General features: G+C 65.2%; 13 protein-coding genes. 5 read left to right on the top strand and 8 right to left on the bottom strand.

Translation table 11 applies throughout. From position 1 onward, the window contains the following. Positions 1-56: 56 nt before the first annotated feature. The gene (locus ACZK2R_RS05945; protein ID WP_032127560.1) at positions 57-851 is read left to right on the top strand and encodes a cytochrome C assembly family protein; all 795 of its coding nucleotides are present in this window, start codon (positions 57-59) and stop codon (positions 849-851) included. Between the two features lie 90 nt (positions 852-941). On the opposite strand, the gene ACZK2R_RS05940 is transcribed toward ACZK2R_RS05945, so the two are convergent. From ACZK2R_RS05940 to radA, 4 genes are all read right to left on the bottom strand, one after another. After that, positions 942-1406 (bottom strand): YqhG/Tai3 family protein, encoded by a 465-nt coding sequence (locus tag ACZK2R_RS05940; RefSeq protein ID WP_125894531.1) that lies wholly within the window; start codon positions 1404-1406, stop codon positions 942-944. Positions 1407-1498: 92 nt separating this feature from the next. After that, positions 1499-3805: a tetratricopeptide repeat protein gene (locus ACZK2R_RS05935; protein ID WP_180838546.1), complete on the bottom strand. Its 2307-nt coding sequence runs from the start codon at positions 3803-3805 to the stop codon at positions 1499-1501. Between the two features lie 48 nt (positions 3806-3853). Beyond that, entirely contained in the window at positions 3854-5710 is a 1857-nt protein-coding gene (locus tag ACZK2R_RS05930) for an ATP-binding protein (protein WP_180838545.1), read from the bottom strand. Between the two features lie 121 nt (positions 5711-5831). Further along, on the bottom strand, positions 5832-7208 hold the full coding sequence (gene radA, locus ACZK2R_RS05925) for a DNA repair protein RadA (protein ID WP_005408586.1): 1377 nt from the start codon (positions 7206-7208) through the stop codon (positions 5832-5834). Positions 7209-7358: 150 nt separating this feature from the next. On the opposite strand from radA, the gene ACZK2R_RS05920 reads away from it, so the two are divergent. Beyond that, positions 7359-9419, top strand: a complete 2061-nt coding sequence (locus ACZK2R_RS05920) for a putative bifunctional diguanylate cyclase/phosphodiesterase (protein ID WP_180838544.1) — start codon at positions 7359-7361, stop codon at positions 9417-9419. 117 nt (positions 9420-9536) lie between these two features. Here ACZK2R_RS05920 and cyoD read toward each other — a convergent pair whose 3' ends face one another. The 4 genes from cyoD to cyoA are packed head-to-tail and all read right to left on the bottom strand — an operon-like array spanning position 9537 to position 13553. Beyond that, positions 9537-9878, bottom strand: coding sequence for a cytochrome o ubiquinol oxidase subunit IV (gene cyoD / locus ACZK2R_RS05915; RefSeq protein ID WP_005408584.1), 342 nt, complete (start codon positions 9876-9878; stop codon positions 9537-9539). Beyond that, entirely contained in the window at positions 9878-10516 is a 639-nt protein-coding gene (gene cyoC, locus ACZK2R_RS05910; protein WP_012510428.1) for a cytochrome o ubiquinol oxidase subunit III, read from the bottom strand. Before cyoC ends, cyoD begins: the two co-directional genes overlap by 1 nt. Then, positions 10513-12510 (bottom strand): cytochrome o ubiquinol oxidase subunit I, encoded by a 1998-nt coding sequence (gene cyoB / locus ACZK2R_RS05905; RefSeq protein WP_049462341.1) that lies wholly within the window; start codon positions 12508-12510, stop codon positions 10513-10515. The genes cyoC and cyoB overlap by 4 nt, the downstream gene beginning before the upstream one ends. Positions 12511-12512: 2 nt before the next feature. Further along, positions 12513-13553, bottom strand: a complete 1041-nt coding sequence (gene cyoA, locus ACZK2R_RS05900; RefSeq protein ID WP_032127566.1) for a ubiquinol oxidase subunit II — start codon at positions 13551-13553, stop codon at positions 12513-12515. A gap of 352 nt (positions 13554-13905) precedes the next feature. On the opposite strand from cyoA, the gene ACZK2R_RS05895 reads away from it, so the two are divergent. The 3 genes from ACZK2R_RS05895 to ACZK2R_RS05885 all read left to right on the top strand — a co-directional run bounded on the left by ACZK2R_RS05895 (position 13906) and on the right by ACZK2R_RS05885 (position 16524). Further along, a complete protein-coding gene (locus ACZK2R_RS05895; protein ID WP_125895441.1) occupies positions 13906-14526 on the top strand; it encodes a GyrI-like domain-containing protein in 621 nt (206 codons plus the stop codon). 28 nt (positions 14527-14554) lie between these two features. After that, entirely contained in the window at positions 14555-14887 is a 333-nt protein-coding gene (locus tag ACZK2R_RS05890) for a hypothetical protein (RefSeq protein ID WP_125895440.1), read from the top strand. 224 nt (positions 14888-15111) lie between these two features. Further along, positions 15112-16524 (top strand): tyrosine-type recombinase/integrase, encoded by a 1413-nt coding sequence (locus ACZK2R_RS05885; protein ID WP_478487871.1) that lies wholly within the window; start codon positions 15112-15114, stop codon positions 16522-16524. Positions 16525-16548: the final 24 nt, after the last annotated feature.

Genomic DNA, 16548 nt, shown 5'->3' with positions numbered 1-16548 from the left:
CGGACTGCGACCACGGGGCCGTCGCCAGCATCACGGGGGTATGCGAAACTGCAACGATGTTAATCGTTCTCATCGCCGCCCTGCTCTACCTGGCCGCCAGCGCCCTGCTGGTGCGTGCGCTTGGCCGCGATGAAAGCACCGGCTCCCCCGCCTGGCTGTGGCCCGCCCTGCCGGCGATGCTGCTGCACGGCGGCTACCACGTGATGGTGGCGATGCGCACCAACGGCGGGCCGGACATGCACTTCTTCGCTGCGCTGTCGCTGGTCGGCCTGGGCATGGCCTGGCTGACCTCGCTGGTCGGCGCGCGCGGGCGCATGTCGGCACTGGGCGTGGTGGTGTTCCCGCTGGCCGCGGTACTGCTGCTGGCCTACCACGGCTACGGCCACGAACCGAGCAAGGTGCTGGGCTGGCGCCTGGCCAGCCACGCCTGGCTGGCGCTGCTGGCCTACGCCACGCTGAGCATCGCCGCGCTGCTGGCGATCATGCTGTGGCTGCAGGAACGCGCCCTGCGCCGCCGCGAGTTCCGGCCATGGCTGCGCGCCCTGCCGCCGCTGGCCGATCTGGAATCGCTGCTGTTCCGGGTGATCACCGTCGGCTTCGCGCTGCTGACCCTGACCCTGGTCACCGGCGTGCTGTTCGTCGACGACCTGCTGGCGCAGAAGCTGGTGCACAAGACCGTGCTGAGCGTGCTGTCGTGGATCGTGTTCGGCGTGCTGCTGATCGGCCGTCGCCGCTACGGCTGGCGCGGCATGAAGGCGGTGCACTGGACGCTGGCGGCGATGCTGTTGCTGCTGCTGGCCTTCTTCGGCAGCCAGTTCGTGATCGAACTGGTGTTCGGGCATTCGCGATAGCGGTGTGCCGGCCAACGGTCGGCACCCACCCCGGTAGTGCCGGCCGCTGGCCGGCAACAGGACCGCACCCTGCGTGTATGCCGCAGACGGTCAAGGCAGCGGCTGGGCCAGGATCTTCCGTACCGAGCGACCGCTGTTGGTGAGGATGTCATCCACCTGCCAGCAGCCCTGCCCCTGGCGCACCATCGGCAACCGGGTCACGTAGGCCTTCTTCCATACCGAATAGCGCATCTCGACCTGGCCGGACGTCGCCGAGACCTCTTTCCAGATGTAGCGCACCGGACTCTCGATGTCGCCATCCTGCGCATCCAGCCACGGGTCCGAATCGATGGTGCAGATGCCTTCCTCGCGCGTCTGGCAGGCGCGCTCGCCACGCAGGGCCTTGCCGAAGGCCGGGCTGACCAGCGCCGGCGGCGGTTCCAGCAGATCGCCATTGCCGGTGGTTGCCTCGTAGAAGGCACGGGCGACAGCCACTGGTTCCTGGCAGGCCGGTGCGGCCTGCACGGCGGGGGCCAGCAGCAGCCCGGCGATCATGAACATCCCTGTCTTCCGCATGTATTTCTCCTTGAGGTAGTGCCGGCCGCTGGCCGGCAACACAGGATATCCCGGCGCTGCCGGCCAGCGGCCGGCACTACCCGATACCAGGCTTACAAGCCGTAACGCTCGATCACGTCCAGGTGCGGCTGGCGATCCTGGTCGCAGGCTTCGGCCAGCCGCAGCCAGCAATGCGGATGCTGCCACTTCGCGGTTTCCTGCTGCAGGAAGCGGTGCAGCGCCAGCGGTGCATGGTCCTGCGGCTGGGCGACGGTGAACAGCAGGCCCGGCAGCGTGCCCTCCTCCTCGTCCGGATCGGTCACGGTGTAGTCCGGGCGGCTGTGCGACCACACCTGCCAGCCCTGCCCCTCGGCCGCTGCGACAAAGGCATTCCACGCGTCTTCGCCCGGGTGCGCGCCGTCGATCAGCCAGCTGCGGGCGAAGCCGCCGCGCTCCAGCACATGCACCTGCGCATAGGTCGGGATGAAATGCTCGCGCGCTTCCTCCTCCTCCGGCGCCGGGTGCACCAGCGCAGCATCGAACACCACCCAGTCGCCCACCTGCTGGGCACGGTTGGCCGGTGCGTTCTCGACGATACGTGCGGTGACCGGGCCACTGCGGCGCGCGTAGTACTCCATCGGCTCGCCGTTCTCTTCGCTGCGGATGATCACCCAGCCCCACGGCTCCTCGACCACGCCGTCCTGGCTGGACAGCTCCATGCCGATCGCAGCCGCCGAGCGGCGCACCGCATCCCAGTCGCGTGCCGCGCTGGCCGCGCTCATGTGGTCCCAGTGTGCGGCGTTGGGTTCTTCCAGCAGCTCCACCAGCTGCGCATAGCAGGCCTGCGCCTCGCTGAAGCGACCGGTTTCCATGTACATCCGCGCCAGCGTACCGCGTGCGCCATGCGAGCCCGGCGAGGCCGCCAGCAGCGCCTGCGCGGCCTGCTCCAGTGCCGGCCAGTCGGACACGCGACGGGCGCGCTGCACCTCGCACCAGTGCGCGAACACCGGCACGCTGCCACGATAGAGATCAGCCAACTGGCGCAGGCCTGCATCGTCGCCCTGCTCGGTCAGCCAGCGCATCAGCGTGTAGGCGGCCGGGCCATCATCCTGCGCATGTGCGCGCACGAAGCGCCACAGCAATGCGCGCGCTTCCGTCTGCGCCCCACAGGCGCTCAGCGCGGAGGCAGCCATCTCGGCCAGCGCCTCGTCATCTGGCAGCTGCGCCTGTGCCTGCAGCAGCCACTGCGCCTCACGTTCGGGATCGCGCGACTGATTCTGCTCTCCCTGCTCGTTCAGCCAAACCAGTAGTTCAGCGGCTGGCACCGGCAGCGGCGCCACATCCGGCAATGCATCGATGCGTGCCGCCAGGCCGGCCACCAGCGCAGCCGCACCCCGGTCCTGGCGCAGCTGTGCCAGATGGGTACGCGCCAGTTCCAGCTGGCGCAGCGCCACCCAGCGTGCGCCACGCTGCAGGGCCAGCTCCAGGCTCAGCGCAGTGACTTCGATCAGCAGGCGGTGCGAGCCAACCTCGGCAAAGTGTTCGATGATGGTGTTGAAGCGCGTACCCAGGTCCCAGGTATTGCGTGCGGGATCACGCCGGCACAGCGCTGCGGCGGTGTTCGCCCACAGCCGCCAGTAGGTAGGCGTCAGCTCGCTCCACGGCACCAGCTGCTGCAGGGCCTCTTCGTCGCGGTCCAGCTGGGCCAGCGCCCACGCCTTGGACAGGCGGCGCGGCACCGTGCAGTTGGCCGGCTCGTACTCGCCGGACGCGGCCACTTCGGCCTCGCGCTTCTCGATCAGCAGCAGCGCTTCTTCGGCGCGGCCCATGCCCAGCAGGATCTTGATCTGCATCTCCGGGAAGCTGTCGAACACTTCCTTGCCGCAGGCCTCGATCGCGTCGGACTGCACCTGCAGGTAATCCAGTGCCTCCTGGCCGCGGCCATCATCAAGCAGTGCATCGGCCTTCTCGCAGCTCAGGCACTGGAAGCAGGCCCAGCTCGGGTCGATGCGGCCCAGTGTTTCATCGCACACCTCGATGCGCTCCGGCACCCAGCCCGGGCCATCGATGTTGCCATAGCAGGCAGCCAGATCCTGGGTCACGCAGATCGACTGCGGGCATTCCAGCGTGTCATCACGGTGCGCACGTTCGAACAGCGCCACCGCTTCGCCCAGCGCGCTCTCGCCTTCGACGCGGTTGCCGACGCGGTTGCGCAGCGCCCAGTGGCCGACATAGACGTCGACCCACGGGTTGTCCAGCGCCTTGCCCAGCGCACGCGCTTCGGGCAGCAATGCATCGACGCGGTCGATCTGCAGTTCACTCACCTCGTCGGCGAGACGGTTCAGCAGGTGCGCGTTCTGCGCCTGGCCGGCCTGGCGCAGGTCACCCTGCAGTTTTTCGACCCAGTTCCAGATGTCCATGGGGTAAGTGCTCCTGTCTAGCGAAGGCTGGATGAGAAGGTACGGTGCTCAGCGCAGCATCTGCTGCAGGGCACCGGCAATATCGGTAAAGGCACCGTTGAGATCCGGGCCGGGCGTAGCGTTCGCGCGTGCCAGCGGGCGGCCCTGCGCGGCGACGATGATCTTCAGTGAGCGCAGCAGACGGGCTGCGGCTTCGGCCTGTGGATGCCCCTCGCGCTGGGCGCGCAGCAGCGCCTGCACTGCCGGGTTGTCGAGGTTGAGGTACAGCCGCGACGGCGCGCGCGATTCGATGCGGGCGGTGAACTGCCGGGCCAGGCGCAGCGCGGCCATCGACACGCGCTTGTCGTTCTCGTCGTCTTCCAGGCGCTGCTTCAGCTCGGCTTCGCGGTCGGGCACCACCACCACCGGCAGCGACTCGGGGCTGAAGCGTGCCGGCAGCAACTGTTCGCCGTCACCCAGCTGCTCGCGCAGCCATGCCAGCTGCGCCTCGTCGAGGCTGTCATCGCTTCGGAACAGTGCACGGTTACCCTGCTCGGTCCCAAGTTCAACCAGGCGCAGTCCCTTGGCCTGGGCCCAGCGACGCAGGAACGGCACGACTGCATAGCGGTGGCCATGCGCGACCGGTACCCCCATCGCGCGGAACAGCATCTCCTCGAAGCCACCGCCATTGTCGAGAATCACATGCACGGCACCCCGTGCCGGCAGCGCACTGGCCGGCAGGTCGCCCTGCGAAGTCGGCACGCGCACGTGCTCCAGCAGCAGGTCGAACAGGCGGTCATCGCACAGCGCCGCGCCCAGCAAGGCCTCATTATGGCGCGTGAGAACGCGTCGCCAGGCTTCCGGCTGCTGCCGTGCGACGTCGGCCAGGCCATCAATCAGCGCCTCCAGCAGCGCGTGCTGCACGGCCCGGTACTGGTCATCGCGCTGCAGGTCTTCGCGGCTGGCGGTCGGCGTCAGACGCGAGGATTCGATCACCCCGCCGATGAAACCGGCCCACGGCGGCAGCAGGTCGCGCGCATCGTCGTCCAGCAGCATGCCGCGCACGAACACCGAAAGATTGCGGTTGTCACTGGTGCCGTAGGTAGCGCCGTCCTGGACCCACAACAGGCCGGTGGCATCGCTGTCGCCATCCGCGCGCAGTGGCACGGTGACGATCGGCTCGAAATCATGCTCGAAGCGCGCAGCGAACTGCAGCGCCTGGCGACGCGCCTGCACCGGATGCACGACGACGTCACCCTGGCTGCGCCACGGCGGCGGCTCGGGGTTGAGCGCCTCGGCCGCAGCACCGATGAAGATCGGCTCGGACAGCAGCGCGCAATAGCGGCCCAGCACCTCGTGCAGGCGCGCCTCGTTGGCCAGCGGCAGGAAATCCGGATGCAGCTCCAGTTCCACCTCGGTGCCAACCGCGCGCGCCGGCATTTCGCTGACGGTGTACTGCTCGGCATTGCTGGACACGTACAGATGACCCAGTTCCGGCGTCTGGTACGAGGTGGTACGCACGCTGACCCTGCGCGCCAGCACGAAGGCCGACAGGAAACCGAGGCCGAACATGCCGATCAGGCCCTCATCGTCCTCGCCGCCCTGGCGCAGGCCACGGGTGTAGCCGACGCCCACGGTAGCCAGGTAGTCGTGGATTTCCTGGCGGGTCAGGCCAGCACCGGTATCGGTGATGCGCAGCACGCCGGCAGCGGCATCGACCTGTACCGAGATGCGCGAAGGCACTTCGATGCCGGGCTGTTCGATGCGACGACGGATGATCGAGTCGTGCGCGTTCTGCACCAGCTCACGCAGCGCCACCACCGGAGTGGAGTACAGGTGCTTGCCCAGCACCGTCATCAGTCCATTGAGATCGACCCCGGCACGACGGATTTCAGCGTTGGGGGCGGTGAGCGCGGTGTCCTGCATGTAATCGTTTACTCCTGGGCACGGAAAGACGCCGGAGGGCGCCTTCGTCGAGCGGGAAAAACTAGCACAGGCAGGCTGACCGTTGCCGTATATGACGTTTGTAGAGGCAGGGCCGCGCGCATCACGCCGCGTCAATGGCCTCGGACAGGCGCTCCACCGCGATCACTTCCATGCCCTTCACCGAACCGCCCTTGGGCGCGTTGGCCTTGGGCACGATGGCGCGCTTGAAACCATGGGTGGCCGCCTCGCGCAGGCGGTCCTCGCCGTTGGGCACCGGGCGGATCTCGCCGGACAGGCCAACCTCGCCAAACGCAATCGTCTTTTCCGCCAGCGGCCGGTCCTGCAGCGAGGACAGCACCGCCAGCAGCACCGGCAGGTCGGCCGCGGTCTCCTGTACGCGGATACCCCCGACCACATTGACGAACACGTCCTGGTCGCCGACGAGCACGCCGCCGTGACGGTGCAGCACGGCCAGCAACATGGCCAGGCGGTTCTGCTCCAGGCCGACCGCGACACGGCGCGGGTTCGACAGCGGCGATGCATCGACCAGTGCCTGCACCTCCACCAGCAGGGGCCTCGTGCCCTCGCGGGTGACCATCACGCAGCTGCCCGGCTGATGGGTGCTGCCGCCGGACAGGAAGATGGCCGATGGATTGGAGACTTCCTTCAGGCCCTTGTCCCCCATCGCGAACACGCCCAGTTCGTTGACCGCACCGAAGCGGTTCTTGAACGCGCGCAGCAAACGGAAGCGGCTGCCGCTCTCGCCTTCGAAGTACAGCACCGCATCGACCATATGTTCGAGCACGCGCGGGCCGGCGATGCCGCCCTCCTTGGTCACGTGGCCGACCAGGAACACGGCGGTGCCGGTCTCCTTGGCGAAACGCACCAGCCGCGCCGCGCTCTCGCGCACCTGGCTGACCGAACCCGGCGCGGCGGTCAGGCTCTCGGTCCACAGGGTCTGCACCGAATCGGCCACGATCAGCCGCGGGCCCGCCCTGGAGGCATGCTGCAGGATCGACTCGACGCCGGTCTCGGCCAGCGCGTTGACCCCATCCAGTGGCAGTTCCAGCCGGTGCGCACGGCCGGCCACCTGCGCCAGCGACTCCTCGCCGGTGACGTACAGCACCGGCAGTTCGGCCGCCATCTTCGCCACTGCCTGCAGCAGCAGGGTCGACTTGCCGATGCCCGGGTCACCGCCGACCAGCACCACCGCGCCCTCGACCAGGCCACCGCCGAGCACGCGGTCGAACTCGCCGATGCCGGTGCTGACCCGGCGGTGCTCGGTCTGCTCCACGTCCTTCAGCGCGGTGATCTTCGGCGGATCGATCTTGCCCGCCCAACCCGCACGGCGCGACGCCGGCGCCTTGGCCGCCGCCGCGCTCTCCAGCACGATTTCCGACAGCGAGTTCCAGGCGTTGCACTCGGTGCACTGGCCCTGCCACTTGCTGAATTCGGCGCCGCATTCATTGCAGACGTAGGCGGTGCGGGCTTTGGCCATCGGATGATTTCCAGCAACGGGAACAGGCGTGGCAGGATAGCCGAGCCGGGTCGCAGGTGCTGCGACCGCTCAAGTCCCGCCTGCCCGCGCCGATAGCTGTCGCGGGCGTGCGCCTTGCGGGCGCCCCCTCCCTCCCCCTCTGGATTCAACATGACTGGCAGTTACAGTCAGAGCCTGGTCGCCATCTCCCTGCTGGTGGCCATTCTTGCTTCGTACACGGCGCTGGACATGGCCGGCCGCCTGGCCACCGCCGAGGGCCGCGTGGCCCGCTGGTGGCTGGCCGGCGGCGCGGCGGCGATGGGCCTGGGTATCTGGTCGATGCATTTCATCGGCATGCTGGCCTTCGACCTGCCGATTCCGGTCGGCTACGACCTCGGCATCACCCTGTACTCGCTGGCCGTGTCGATCGGCGCCTCGGCCTATGCGCTGTGGCTGGTGTCGCGGTCCAGCCTGCCCTGGCGACGTCTGCTGGCCGGCGCCGTGCTGATGGGCCTGGGCATTGCCACCATGCACTACCTGGGCATGGCCGCGATGCGCATGCAGCCGGGCATCGACTATCACCCGGGCTGGTTCGCTGCCTCCATCGCGGTTGCCATCGGCGCCGCCGGTGCGGCGCTGTGGATTGCCTTCCGCCTGCGTGCCGAGCAGCGCAACACCACGCGCCTGCGCCTGCTCGCCTCACTGGTGATGGGCCTGGCCATCGTCGGCATGCACTACACCGGCATGGCCGCGGCGCGCTTCCCGGAGGGCAGCATCTGCGGCGCGGTCGGCAGCGGCGGCATCGACACGCGTTGGCTGGCGGTGCTGGTGATCGTCACCACGGTGGCGACCCTGGGCATCGCCCTGGTGGCCTCGCTGTTCGACCGGCAGATGCGCGTGCGCACCGGGCTGCTGGCCGATTCACTGGCGCACGCCAACGACAGGCTGATCCAGGCCGCCCTGCACGACCCGCTGACCCAGCTGCCCAACCGCATGCTGCTGCAGGACCGCATCGAGCAGGCCATCGAGAAGGCGCGGCGGCGCAACCAGGCGGTGGCGGTGATGTTCTGCGACCTGGATGGCTTCAAGGCGGTCAATGATGCGTACGGACACCAGCTGGGAGATCGCCTGCTGGTGGCGGTGGCGCAGCGTATCGGCGGCCTGCTGCGGCCGCAGGACACCTTCGCCCGCCTCGGCGGCGACGAGTTCGTGATCGTGCTGGCCATCGATGTTCCCGACGATGCAGTGGTGGTCGCCGAGCGGATCATCGCGGCGGCGGGCGAACCGTTCCTGCTGGATGCAGCCGAGCTGCAGGTCAGCGCCAGCCTGGGCATCGCCCTGTATCCGGCTGATGCCGGCAACGAGCGCGAGCTGATGGCACACGCCGATGCAGCGATGTACCACACCAAGGAGACCGGCCGGAACGGCTATACATTCTTCACCCCCTCGATGCAGCTCAGTGCCAACCGCCAGCTGCGCCTGCTGCAGGACCTGCGCAAGGCCATCGCCCGCGACGAGCTGGTGCTGCACTACCAGCCCAAGTTCCCTGCCGCCGGCGCACCGGCCACCGGCGCCGAAGCGCTGCTGCGCTGGCAGCATCCCGAGCTGGGCCTGCTGGCGCCGGATGTGTTCATTCCCATCGCCGAACGCAGCGGTCTGATCCTGCCGATCGGTGACTGGGTACTGGACCGTGCCTGTGCACAGCTGCGCGCGTGGCACGATGCCGGACATTCCGAATGGTCGATGGCGGTGAACCTGTCACCGTTGCAGTTCGCCTCGCCGGCGCTGCTGGACAGTGTGCGCGAGGCGCTGCAGCGGCACCGGATCGAGCCGGCGCGGTTGACCCTGGAGATCACCGAGACCACGGCGATGAAGGATGTCGACGCCAGCCTGGCGATCCTCAACGACCTGACCGCGATGGGCGTGCATATCGCCATCGACGATTTCGGCACCGGCTACTCCAGCCTGCTGTACCTGAAGCGGATGCCGGCCACCGAACTGAAGATCGACCGCGCGTTCGTGCATGACCTGGAACGCAACGACGAAGACGCCGCCATCGTGTCGTCGATCATTGCGCTGGGACGCACCCTGCAGCTGCAGGTGGTGGCCGAAGGCGTGGAGACGCAGGCGCAGCGCGAATACCTGAGCGAACTGGGCTGCGACCAGCTGCAGGGCTATCACCTGGGCCGGCCTATGGATGCCGAAGAGTTCCTGCGCCGGGTGGCGGGGTAGAGCCGGCCGCCGGCCGGCTTCCCGCGATTGCCGGTCAGCGGCCGGCACTACCCATCCGCAGACAAACAAAAAGGCCGCCCGAGGGCGGCCTTTCTGCGTGGCAACGTCGCGAGGACGTCAGTGCATCATGTGCACGTTCATGTTGTGCATGACCCACAGGGTACCGACCACGATGATGCCGATCACCACCACGGTGAAGGCCGCAGCGTTGACGTTCCAGCGGCTTTCCGAAGAGCGGTCCAGGTGCAGGAAGAACACCAGGTGGACCAGCATCTGCAGCACCGCGGTGATCGCGATCACCACACCGTTGACGGTGCGCGAGAAGTCGCCCGACATCACCATCCAGAACGGGATGACGGTCAGCACCACCGCCAGCACGAAGCCGATCAGGTACGACTTCACGGTGCCATGGCTTTCGCCGCCGGTGCCGTGGTCGTGTGCATGGTTGTCATGTGCCATTACAGGGCTCCATTGAGGTAGACGACGGAGAACACGCCGATCCAGATCAGGTCCAGGAAGTGCCAGAACAGGCTCAGGCACGCCATGCGGGTCTTGTTGGTCGGGGTCAGGCCGTACTTCTTCAGCTGCACGAACATCACCAGCAGCCACAGCAGGCCGGCGCTGACGTGCAGGCCGTGGGTACCGACCAGGGCGAAGAACGCCGACAGGAAGGCACTGCGGTCCGGACCGTAGCCCTGATGGATCAGGTGCTGGAACTCCCACACTTCCATGCACATGAAGCCGAAGCCCAGCAGCCAGGTGATGCCCAGCCACAGGTACATCTGGCCCATCTGCTTGCGGTGCATGGCAATCATGCCCAGGCCGAAGGTCAGCGAGGAGGTCAGCAGCAGCGCGGTTTCCCATGCCACGAACGGCAGTTCGAACAGGTCCTTCGCGGTCGGGCCACCATCGGTACCGCCGGCCAGCACCACGTAGGTGGCGAACAGCGAGGCGAAGATGAGGCAGTCGCTCATCAGGTACACCCAGAAACCGAAGACGGTGTTGCCGCCGGTGTCGTGGTGCTCGTGGTCGTCATGGCCATGGGCCGCCGCTTGCGCGGCGTGCCCGTGGCTCAGGGTCGAGGTATTGGTGCTCATGCCTTCAGCTCCGACTTCACCAGGCCCTGGTTTTCCAGGTGCTTGCGGTGTTCGTTCTCGATGCGTTCCACCTCGGCGGCCGGGACCCAGTAGTCCACGTCCTGGTCGAAGGTGCGGTAGATGAACGTGGCGATCATGCCGACGAAGCCGACGATGGCCAGCCACCAGATGTGCCAGATCATCGCGAAGCCGAACACCAGGCTGAAGGCACCGATGACCACGCCCGTGCCGGTGTTGCGCGGCATGTGGATGTCGGTGTACTTGGCCGGCTTCGGCCAGGCTTCACCACGCTGCTTGCGCTCCCAGAAATCGTCCAGCTCGGTGACTTCCGGCAGGCTGCCGAAGTTGTAGAAGGCCGGCGGCGAAGAGGTTTCCCACTCCAGCGTACGGGCATCCCACGGGTCGCCGGTCAGGTCGGCGGTCTTCTTGCGGTCGCGGATCGACACGGCCACCTGGATGATCTGGCACAGGATGCCGGCACCCACGATGAAGGCACCTGCGGCAGCGACCAGCAGCAGCGGCTCGTAGGCCGGGTTGACGGTGCTCTGCAGACGACGGGTCATGCCCATGAAGCCCAGCACGTACATCGGCATGAAGGTCACGTAGAAGCCGATGAACCAGCACCAGAACGCGCACTTGCCCCAGAACTCATTGAGGCGGAAGCCGAACATCTTCGGCCACCAGTAGGTGATGCCGGCGAACATGCCGAACACCACGCCGCCGATGATGACGTTGTGGAAGTGGGCGATCAGGAACAGGCTGTTGTGCAGCACGAAGTCGATGGCCGGGATCGCCAGCATCACGCCGGTCATGCCGCCGATGGTGAAGGTGACCATGAAGCCGATGGTCCACAGCACGGGCGTGGTGAACTGCACGCGACCGCGGAACATGGTGAACAGCCAGTTGAAGATCTTCACGCCGGTCGGGATCGAGATGATCATCGTCGTGATGCCGAAGAAGGCATTGACGTTGGCACCCGAGCCCATGGTGAAGAAGTGGTGCAGCCACACGATGAACGACAGCACGCCGATGCAGGCGGTGGCGTAGACCATGCCCTTGTAGCCGAACAGCGCCTTGCGCGAGAAGGTCGCGATGACTTCGGAGAACACACCGAACGCCGGCAGGACCAGGATGTACACCTCCGGGTGACCCCAGATCCAGATCAGGTTGATGTACAGCATGGCGTTGCCGCCACCGTCATTGGTGAAGAAATGCGTACCCAGGTAGCGGTCCAGGGTCAGCAGCACCAGGGTGATGGTCAGCACCGGGAAGGCAGCGACGATCAGCACGTTGGTCACCAGGGCGGTCCAGGTGAACACCGGCATCTGCATCAGCTTCATGCTGGGGGTACGCATCTTCAGGATGGTGATGAAGAAGTTGATACCGCTCAGCGTGGTACCCAGGCCTGCGACCTGTAGACCCCATATGTAGTAATCCATGCCGACGCTTGGACTGTATTCGATGCCCGACAACGGCGGGAACGCCAGCCAGCCGGTGGCAGCGAACTCACCGATCCACAGCGACAGCATGATCAGCACCGCGCCGGACACGAACAGCCAGAAGCTGAGCGAGTTGACGAACGGGAACGCGACGTCGCGCGCACCGATCTGCAGCGGCACGGCCAGGTTCATCAGGCCGGTGATCAGCGGCATCGCCACGAAGAAGATCATGATCACGCCGTGGGCGGTGAAGATCTGGTCGTAGTGGTGCGGCGGCAGGTAACCCTCGGACCCGCCGACGGCGAGCGCCTGCTGGGTACGCATCATGATGGCGTCGGAGAAACCGCGCAGCAGCATGACGAAGGCGACGATGAGGTACATCACGCCGATCTTCTTGTGATCCACCGAAGTGAACCACTCCTTCCACAGATAGCCCCACAGCTTGAACTTGGTGATCAGGGCCATGACGCCCAGGCCACCCAGCACCGCGCCGACCAGGGTGGTCAGCACGATCGGATCGTGGGGGATCGACTCAATTGAGAGTTTACCCAACATGTTCATTCTCCCGAGCCCGCATGGCCGGCGTGGCCTGCGTGTTCGTGTTCGTTGGCATCCAGGTTTTCACCCGATTCCTTGGAATCATGCGCGTCACTGGGGGCATGGCCCTCGTGCGCTTCATGGCTGGCGGCATCGGCAGCGGCGGCACCGGCGTGTTCGTGCTTCATGCCGTAATGCTTGTTGTCGCCCATGTGCTTGGCGATGACCCAGTCGAACAGGCCTTCTTCGGTCTTGCCGAAGTAGGTGACCGGATACCACTCGGCGTTGCGTGCTTCACCCAGCGCCTTGAACGAGGCCTTGTCCAGGGTCTGCTCGCCGGCGCGGACCTGGTCCAGCCACTGGCGGTATTCGGCATCGGTGACCGAGTAGGCGGTGAAGTGCATCTTGGCGAAGCCCGCGCCGCTGTAGTGCGAGGACATGCCCGGGAATTCACCGGTCTCGTTGGCGATCAGATGGAGCTTGGTCTCCATCGCAGCCATCGAGTAGATCATGCTGCCCAGGTGCGGGATGAAGAACGCATTCATCACCGAATCGGACGTGATCTTGAAGTTCAGCGGCGTGTTGACCGGGAACTTGATTTCGTTGACGACCGCCACCTTCTCTTCCGGATAGATGAACAGCCACTTCCAGTCCAGCGAGATCGCCTCGATGGTGACCGGCTTGACGTCCGAATCCAGCGGCTTGTACGGGTCCAGTGCGTGCGACGAGCGCCAGGTCAGGACCGCCAGCACCAGCACGATCATGCAGGGAATGGACCACACCACCACCTCGATCGCCGTCGAGTGGGACCACTTCGGCTCGTAGCGGGCCTTGGTGTTGGAGGCGCGATACTTCCACGCGAAGGTCAGGGTCATGATGATGACCGGGATGACGACCAGCAGCATGAGCACGGTGGCCGTGATCAGCAGGGTCTTCTCATCCTGGCCGATCTGGCCCTTCGGACTGAGGATGGCCACCGCATCGCAGCCAGTGAGCATCACCAGCAACGACAGCAGCAGGCCCGGGCGCAACCAGCGCCCAAGGGTTTTCAACGGAATCATCGGTCGATCCAATTGCGAGGGAATGCCGTTCCCCGTCCTGCCTGTTCCGGCCAAAGCCGGTCCCACCGGTCCGGAAGACAGGTAGGGAGGTGGGGTCGAGTCAGCCTTTCAATTTTAGGCCGTCACCCACCATTTAAGAAAGGCATTGACAATGATCGAGCGCAGGAAAGGCCCGTTTCTGGCTGCGACACGTTGTCGCACCGCGCAACCGCGGCGGGCAGAACACCCGGGGGCGGCATCCTAGCATCGGGCGATGGCGGCTGCTCCGCCCGTGTTCGGCAAAGTCGCCTGAACATGTTCAGGCATGCCTGCGAAAGCAAGGCGTGGGATGCTCGGCACAGGAGGAAGGTGCATGGACAAGATCGACTTCAAGAAACGCGACCGGGCGCTGTACCAGCCACCGGCAGGCCAGTTCGTTCCGGTGCAGGTGCCGCCCCTGCCCTACCTGATGGTCGACGGCCACGGCGATCCGAATATCGCGCCAGCCTATCTGGAGGCGGTGCAGTGGCTGTACGCGGTGAGCTATGCACTGAAGTTCGCACTGAAGGCCGGGGGCCAGGACTACGTGGTGCCACCGCTGGAAGCCCTGTGGACCGCCGAGGATCCGTCGAGCTTTGTGGCTCGCCGCAAGGATGAGTGGAAGTGGACGGTGATGATCCGCACGCCGGACGGGATCAGTCCAGCGCAGTTGGAGGCTGCCATCGCCAAGGCGGCGGAGAAACTGGGCGACGTTCCGGCCAGCCTTCGCCACGAAGTTCTTGAAGAAGGCCTCTGCCTGCAGACCCTGCATGTAGGCGCCTACGATGACGAGGGTCCGGCCCTGGCCCATCTGCACAACGAACTGATGCCTTCGCTGGGCTACGCCTTCGCCGGCCCCCATCACGAGATCTACCTGAGCGATCCGCGCAAGACCGACGCGGCGCGGTTGAAGACCGTGCTGCGGCAGCCGGTGCGCGCGCTTGGACCTGATTGAGGTTCGCGCTCATGACACAAGGAATGCCATGCGCCTGATCAGCCGACTGCTGCACTGGACCACCCTGCCCGCCGGGCGCCGGCTATTGGCCACGCTTGGGGCTGCGCTGGTGATCGTGCTGGCCTGCAATCCGGCGCTGTCGCCGTTGCTGCCGGTGTTGGATGCGCTTGGGCTGGACGTGCTGATGCTGTTGCTGGGTGCGCAGGTGGTGGCGGTACTGCCTTGGGTGCGGGAGCGAGCCGCGCGCGGGACCAGAGTGCTCGCACGCCTGCTGATCGGCGCATCGGCGGGAGCAGCAGGTGGCTATCTCCGGCAGCTCGCGTGGTGGCTGGCACGAGGCGCAGGGATGACGAGGCGTTGATGAAGGCTTGCAGCCTTCGGTGAGGTGGTAATCCAATGATCACCGGCGGGCGCAAACAAAAAGCCCCGACCAAGGCCGGGGCTTTTCATTACAACTGGTGCCGGAAACAGGAGTCGAACCTGCGACCTACGCATTACGAATGCGGGAACACTTGTTTACAGACAAGCACTTAGCTACGCTTGGGACATTCTCGGGACACAACCCGGCAAACGGGGTTTTTGAAAATGAACGCTGGCAAAACAAAGCGTGAGAAGACGCAAACCAAGTCGCCAGGGGTCTATGAGCGAGGCATCGGAAGCAGCAGCCCTTATTTCCAAGTCAAGCTGCGCTCCAAGGGTCAGAGCGAGACCTTCCGCTTCCCCTACGTTCCCGGTCTCCCTGCGATTCATGAGAAGAGCCGTCTGAGAGCTTTAAAGGACGCAAAGCATTGCAAAGCTCGCTTTGAAGCCCTCTCTCATTTTTACGATAAGCCGGTGGACGAAATATACAGCGAACACCGTCTCCGAGATTGGATTGAAGCCTGGATTCGAGAGTCATGTGAGCGCATTGGACTGGATGGCCAACCTCTTTCCGGAATGGTTGAGCGAAAAGGGGCAAAAGAAGACTCGAAACAAATTCGACGACTCGTGTTCATTGCTGATGCTTATGCAGAAGAGCATGGGACTGCCTCGATCATGGAGAAGTCGATTCGCTCTTTGAAGAAATCCGATTTTGTGGGAAAAGAGGGCTTGCTCAGCATGCTGACCGGGCGAGCACCGAAAAGAGCAAACCCCAAGGTTCCAGAGAAAAAGCCAGAGGCGTCGGCTGCCACAAAGCGTCGAGCATTGGCTTTATTAGGTATGGTATGGAAGCATGCGAATGACTTCTGGAAAGCAGACGATGCCCCAGACTACCCGAAGCCGTGGGCAGGCTTTGAAATCGTGTCGAGCCACCACGCGAAGACCACTCGCGCCCTTTCCGTCCAAGAATTGCATCGGGTCGAAGAAGCGATGAAAGCGCTTCACCCGACCACCTTGGCTGCTATCCATTTTTTGCGGTGGACTGCCGCTCGCGCAGGCGAAATGAAAAAACTGGAATGGCAGCACGTGTTCTTGCCATCCCGCCCCGGTGAACTAGGGGAAGTTCTTTTCGTTGGAACCAAGACTCCAAGGCGCGGTGCTTACCGCGAACGCCGCATCCCACTCCCCGAAGGGGCAGAAGAAGCGCTGCGGACCCTCTTTACGGGAACGAAGCCTGGAAAAGGATTGGTTTTCCAGTCACCGACTGACCCGACCAAAAGCATCTCTCGCGATTCGGTTTACCAAGCTTTTGTGAGAGCGGTGAACCGCGCCGGGGTGCCGCATGCTCGTCTGCACGACTTGCGTCACACCCGCACCACTGAACTCTCCAAGTCGATTCAGCCCGCCCAGGCCATGGCAGTGACCGGTCACTCTGACCCCCGCACGTTCATGCGCTACACGCACGTGTCCAGTGAAGTGGCTCGACAGATTTCAGAAGCGGACAAGCAACGCCAGAAGATTGGCGGGGTCAGAGCTGAGGCCCCTGATTCGCTGGAATCGCAGCTGAAATCGCTTTCACCCAAGGAGCGGAAGAAATTGGCTCTACAAATGCTCTCTGATGATCTTGACAACGACTGAAAGTCGATCAACGATCCAAAAATA

The sequence above is a fragment of the Stenotrophomonas sp. 96582_Sma genome, from assembly GCF_056480905.1.
This window is presented reverse-complemented; position numbering and strand designations above follow the sequence as displayed.

Coding starts and splice junctions, on each gene's coding strand:
- ACZK2R_RS05920 (WP_180838544.1), top strand. CDS start 7,359: ATGACTGGCAGTTACAGTCAGAGCCTGGTCGCCATCTCCCTGCTGGTG.
- ACZK2R_RS05940 (WP_125894531.1), bottom strand. CDS start 1,406: ATGCGGAAGACAGGGATGTTCATGATCGCCGGGCTGCTGCTGGCCCCC.
- ACZK2R_RS05935 (WP_180838546.1), bottom strand. CDS start 3,805: ATGGACATCTGGAACTGGGTCGAAAAACTGCAGGGTGACCTGCGCCAG.
- ACZK2R_RS05895 (WP_125895441.1), top strand. CDS start 13,906: ATGGACAAGATCGACTTCAAGAAACGCGACCGGGCGCTGTACCAGCCA.
- cyoB (WP_049462341.1), bottom strand. CDS start 12,510: ATGTTGGGTAAACTCTCAATTGAGTCGATCCCCCACGATCCGATCGTG.
- cyoD (WP_005408584.1), bottom strand. CDS start 9,878: ATGGCACATGACAACCATGCACACGACCACGGCACCGGCGGCGAAAGC.
- cyoC (WP_012510428.1), bottom strand. CDS start 10,516: ATGAGCACCAATACCTCGACCCTGAGCCACGGGCACGCCGCGCAAGCG.
- ACZK2R_RS05890 (WP_125895440.1), top strand. CDS start 14,555: ATGCGCCTGATCAGCCGACTGCTGCACTGGACCACCCTGCCCGCCGGG.
- radA (WP_005408586.1), bottom strand. CDS start 7,208: ATGGCCAAAGCCCGCACCGCCTACGTCTGCAATGAATGCGGCGCCGAA.
- ACZK2R_RS05945 (WP_032127560.1), top strand. CDS start 57: ATGTTAATCGTTCTCATCGCCGCCCTGCTCTACCTGGCCGCCAGCGCC.
- ACZK2R_RS05885 (WP_478487871.1), top strand. CDS start 15,112: ATGAACGCTGGCAAAACAAAGCGTGAGAAGACGCAAACCAAGTCGCCA.
- ACZK2R_RS05930 (WP_180838545.1), bottom strand. CDS start 5,710: ATGCAGGACACCGCGCTCACCGCCCCCAACGCTGAAATCCGTCGTGCC.
- cyoA (WP_032127566.1), bottom strand. CDS start 13,553: ATGATTCCGTTGAAAACCCTTGGGCGCTGGTTGCGCCCGGGCCTGCTG.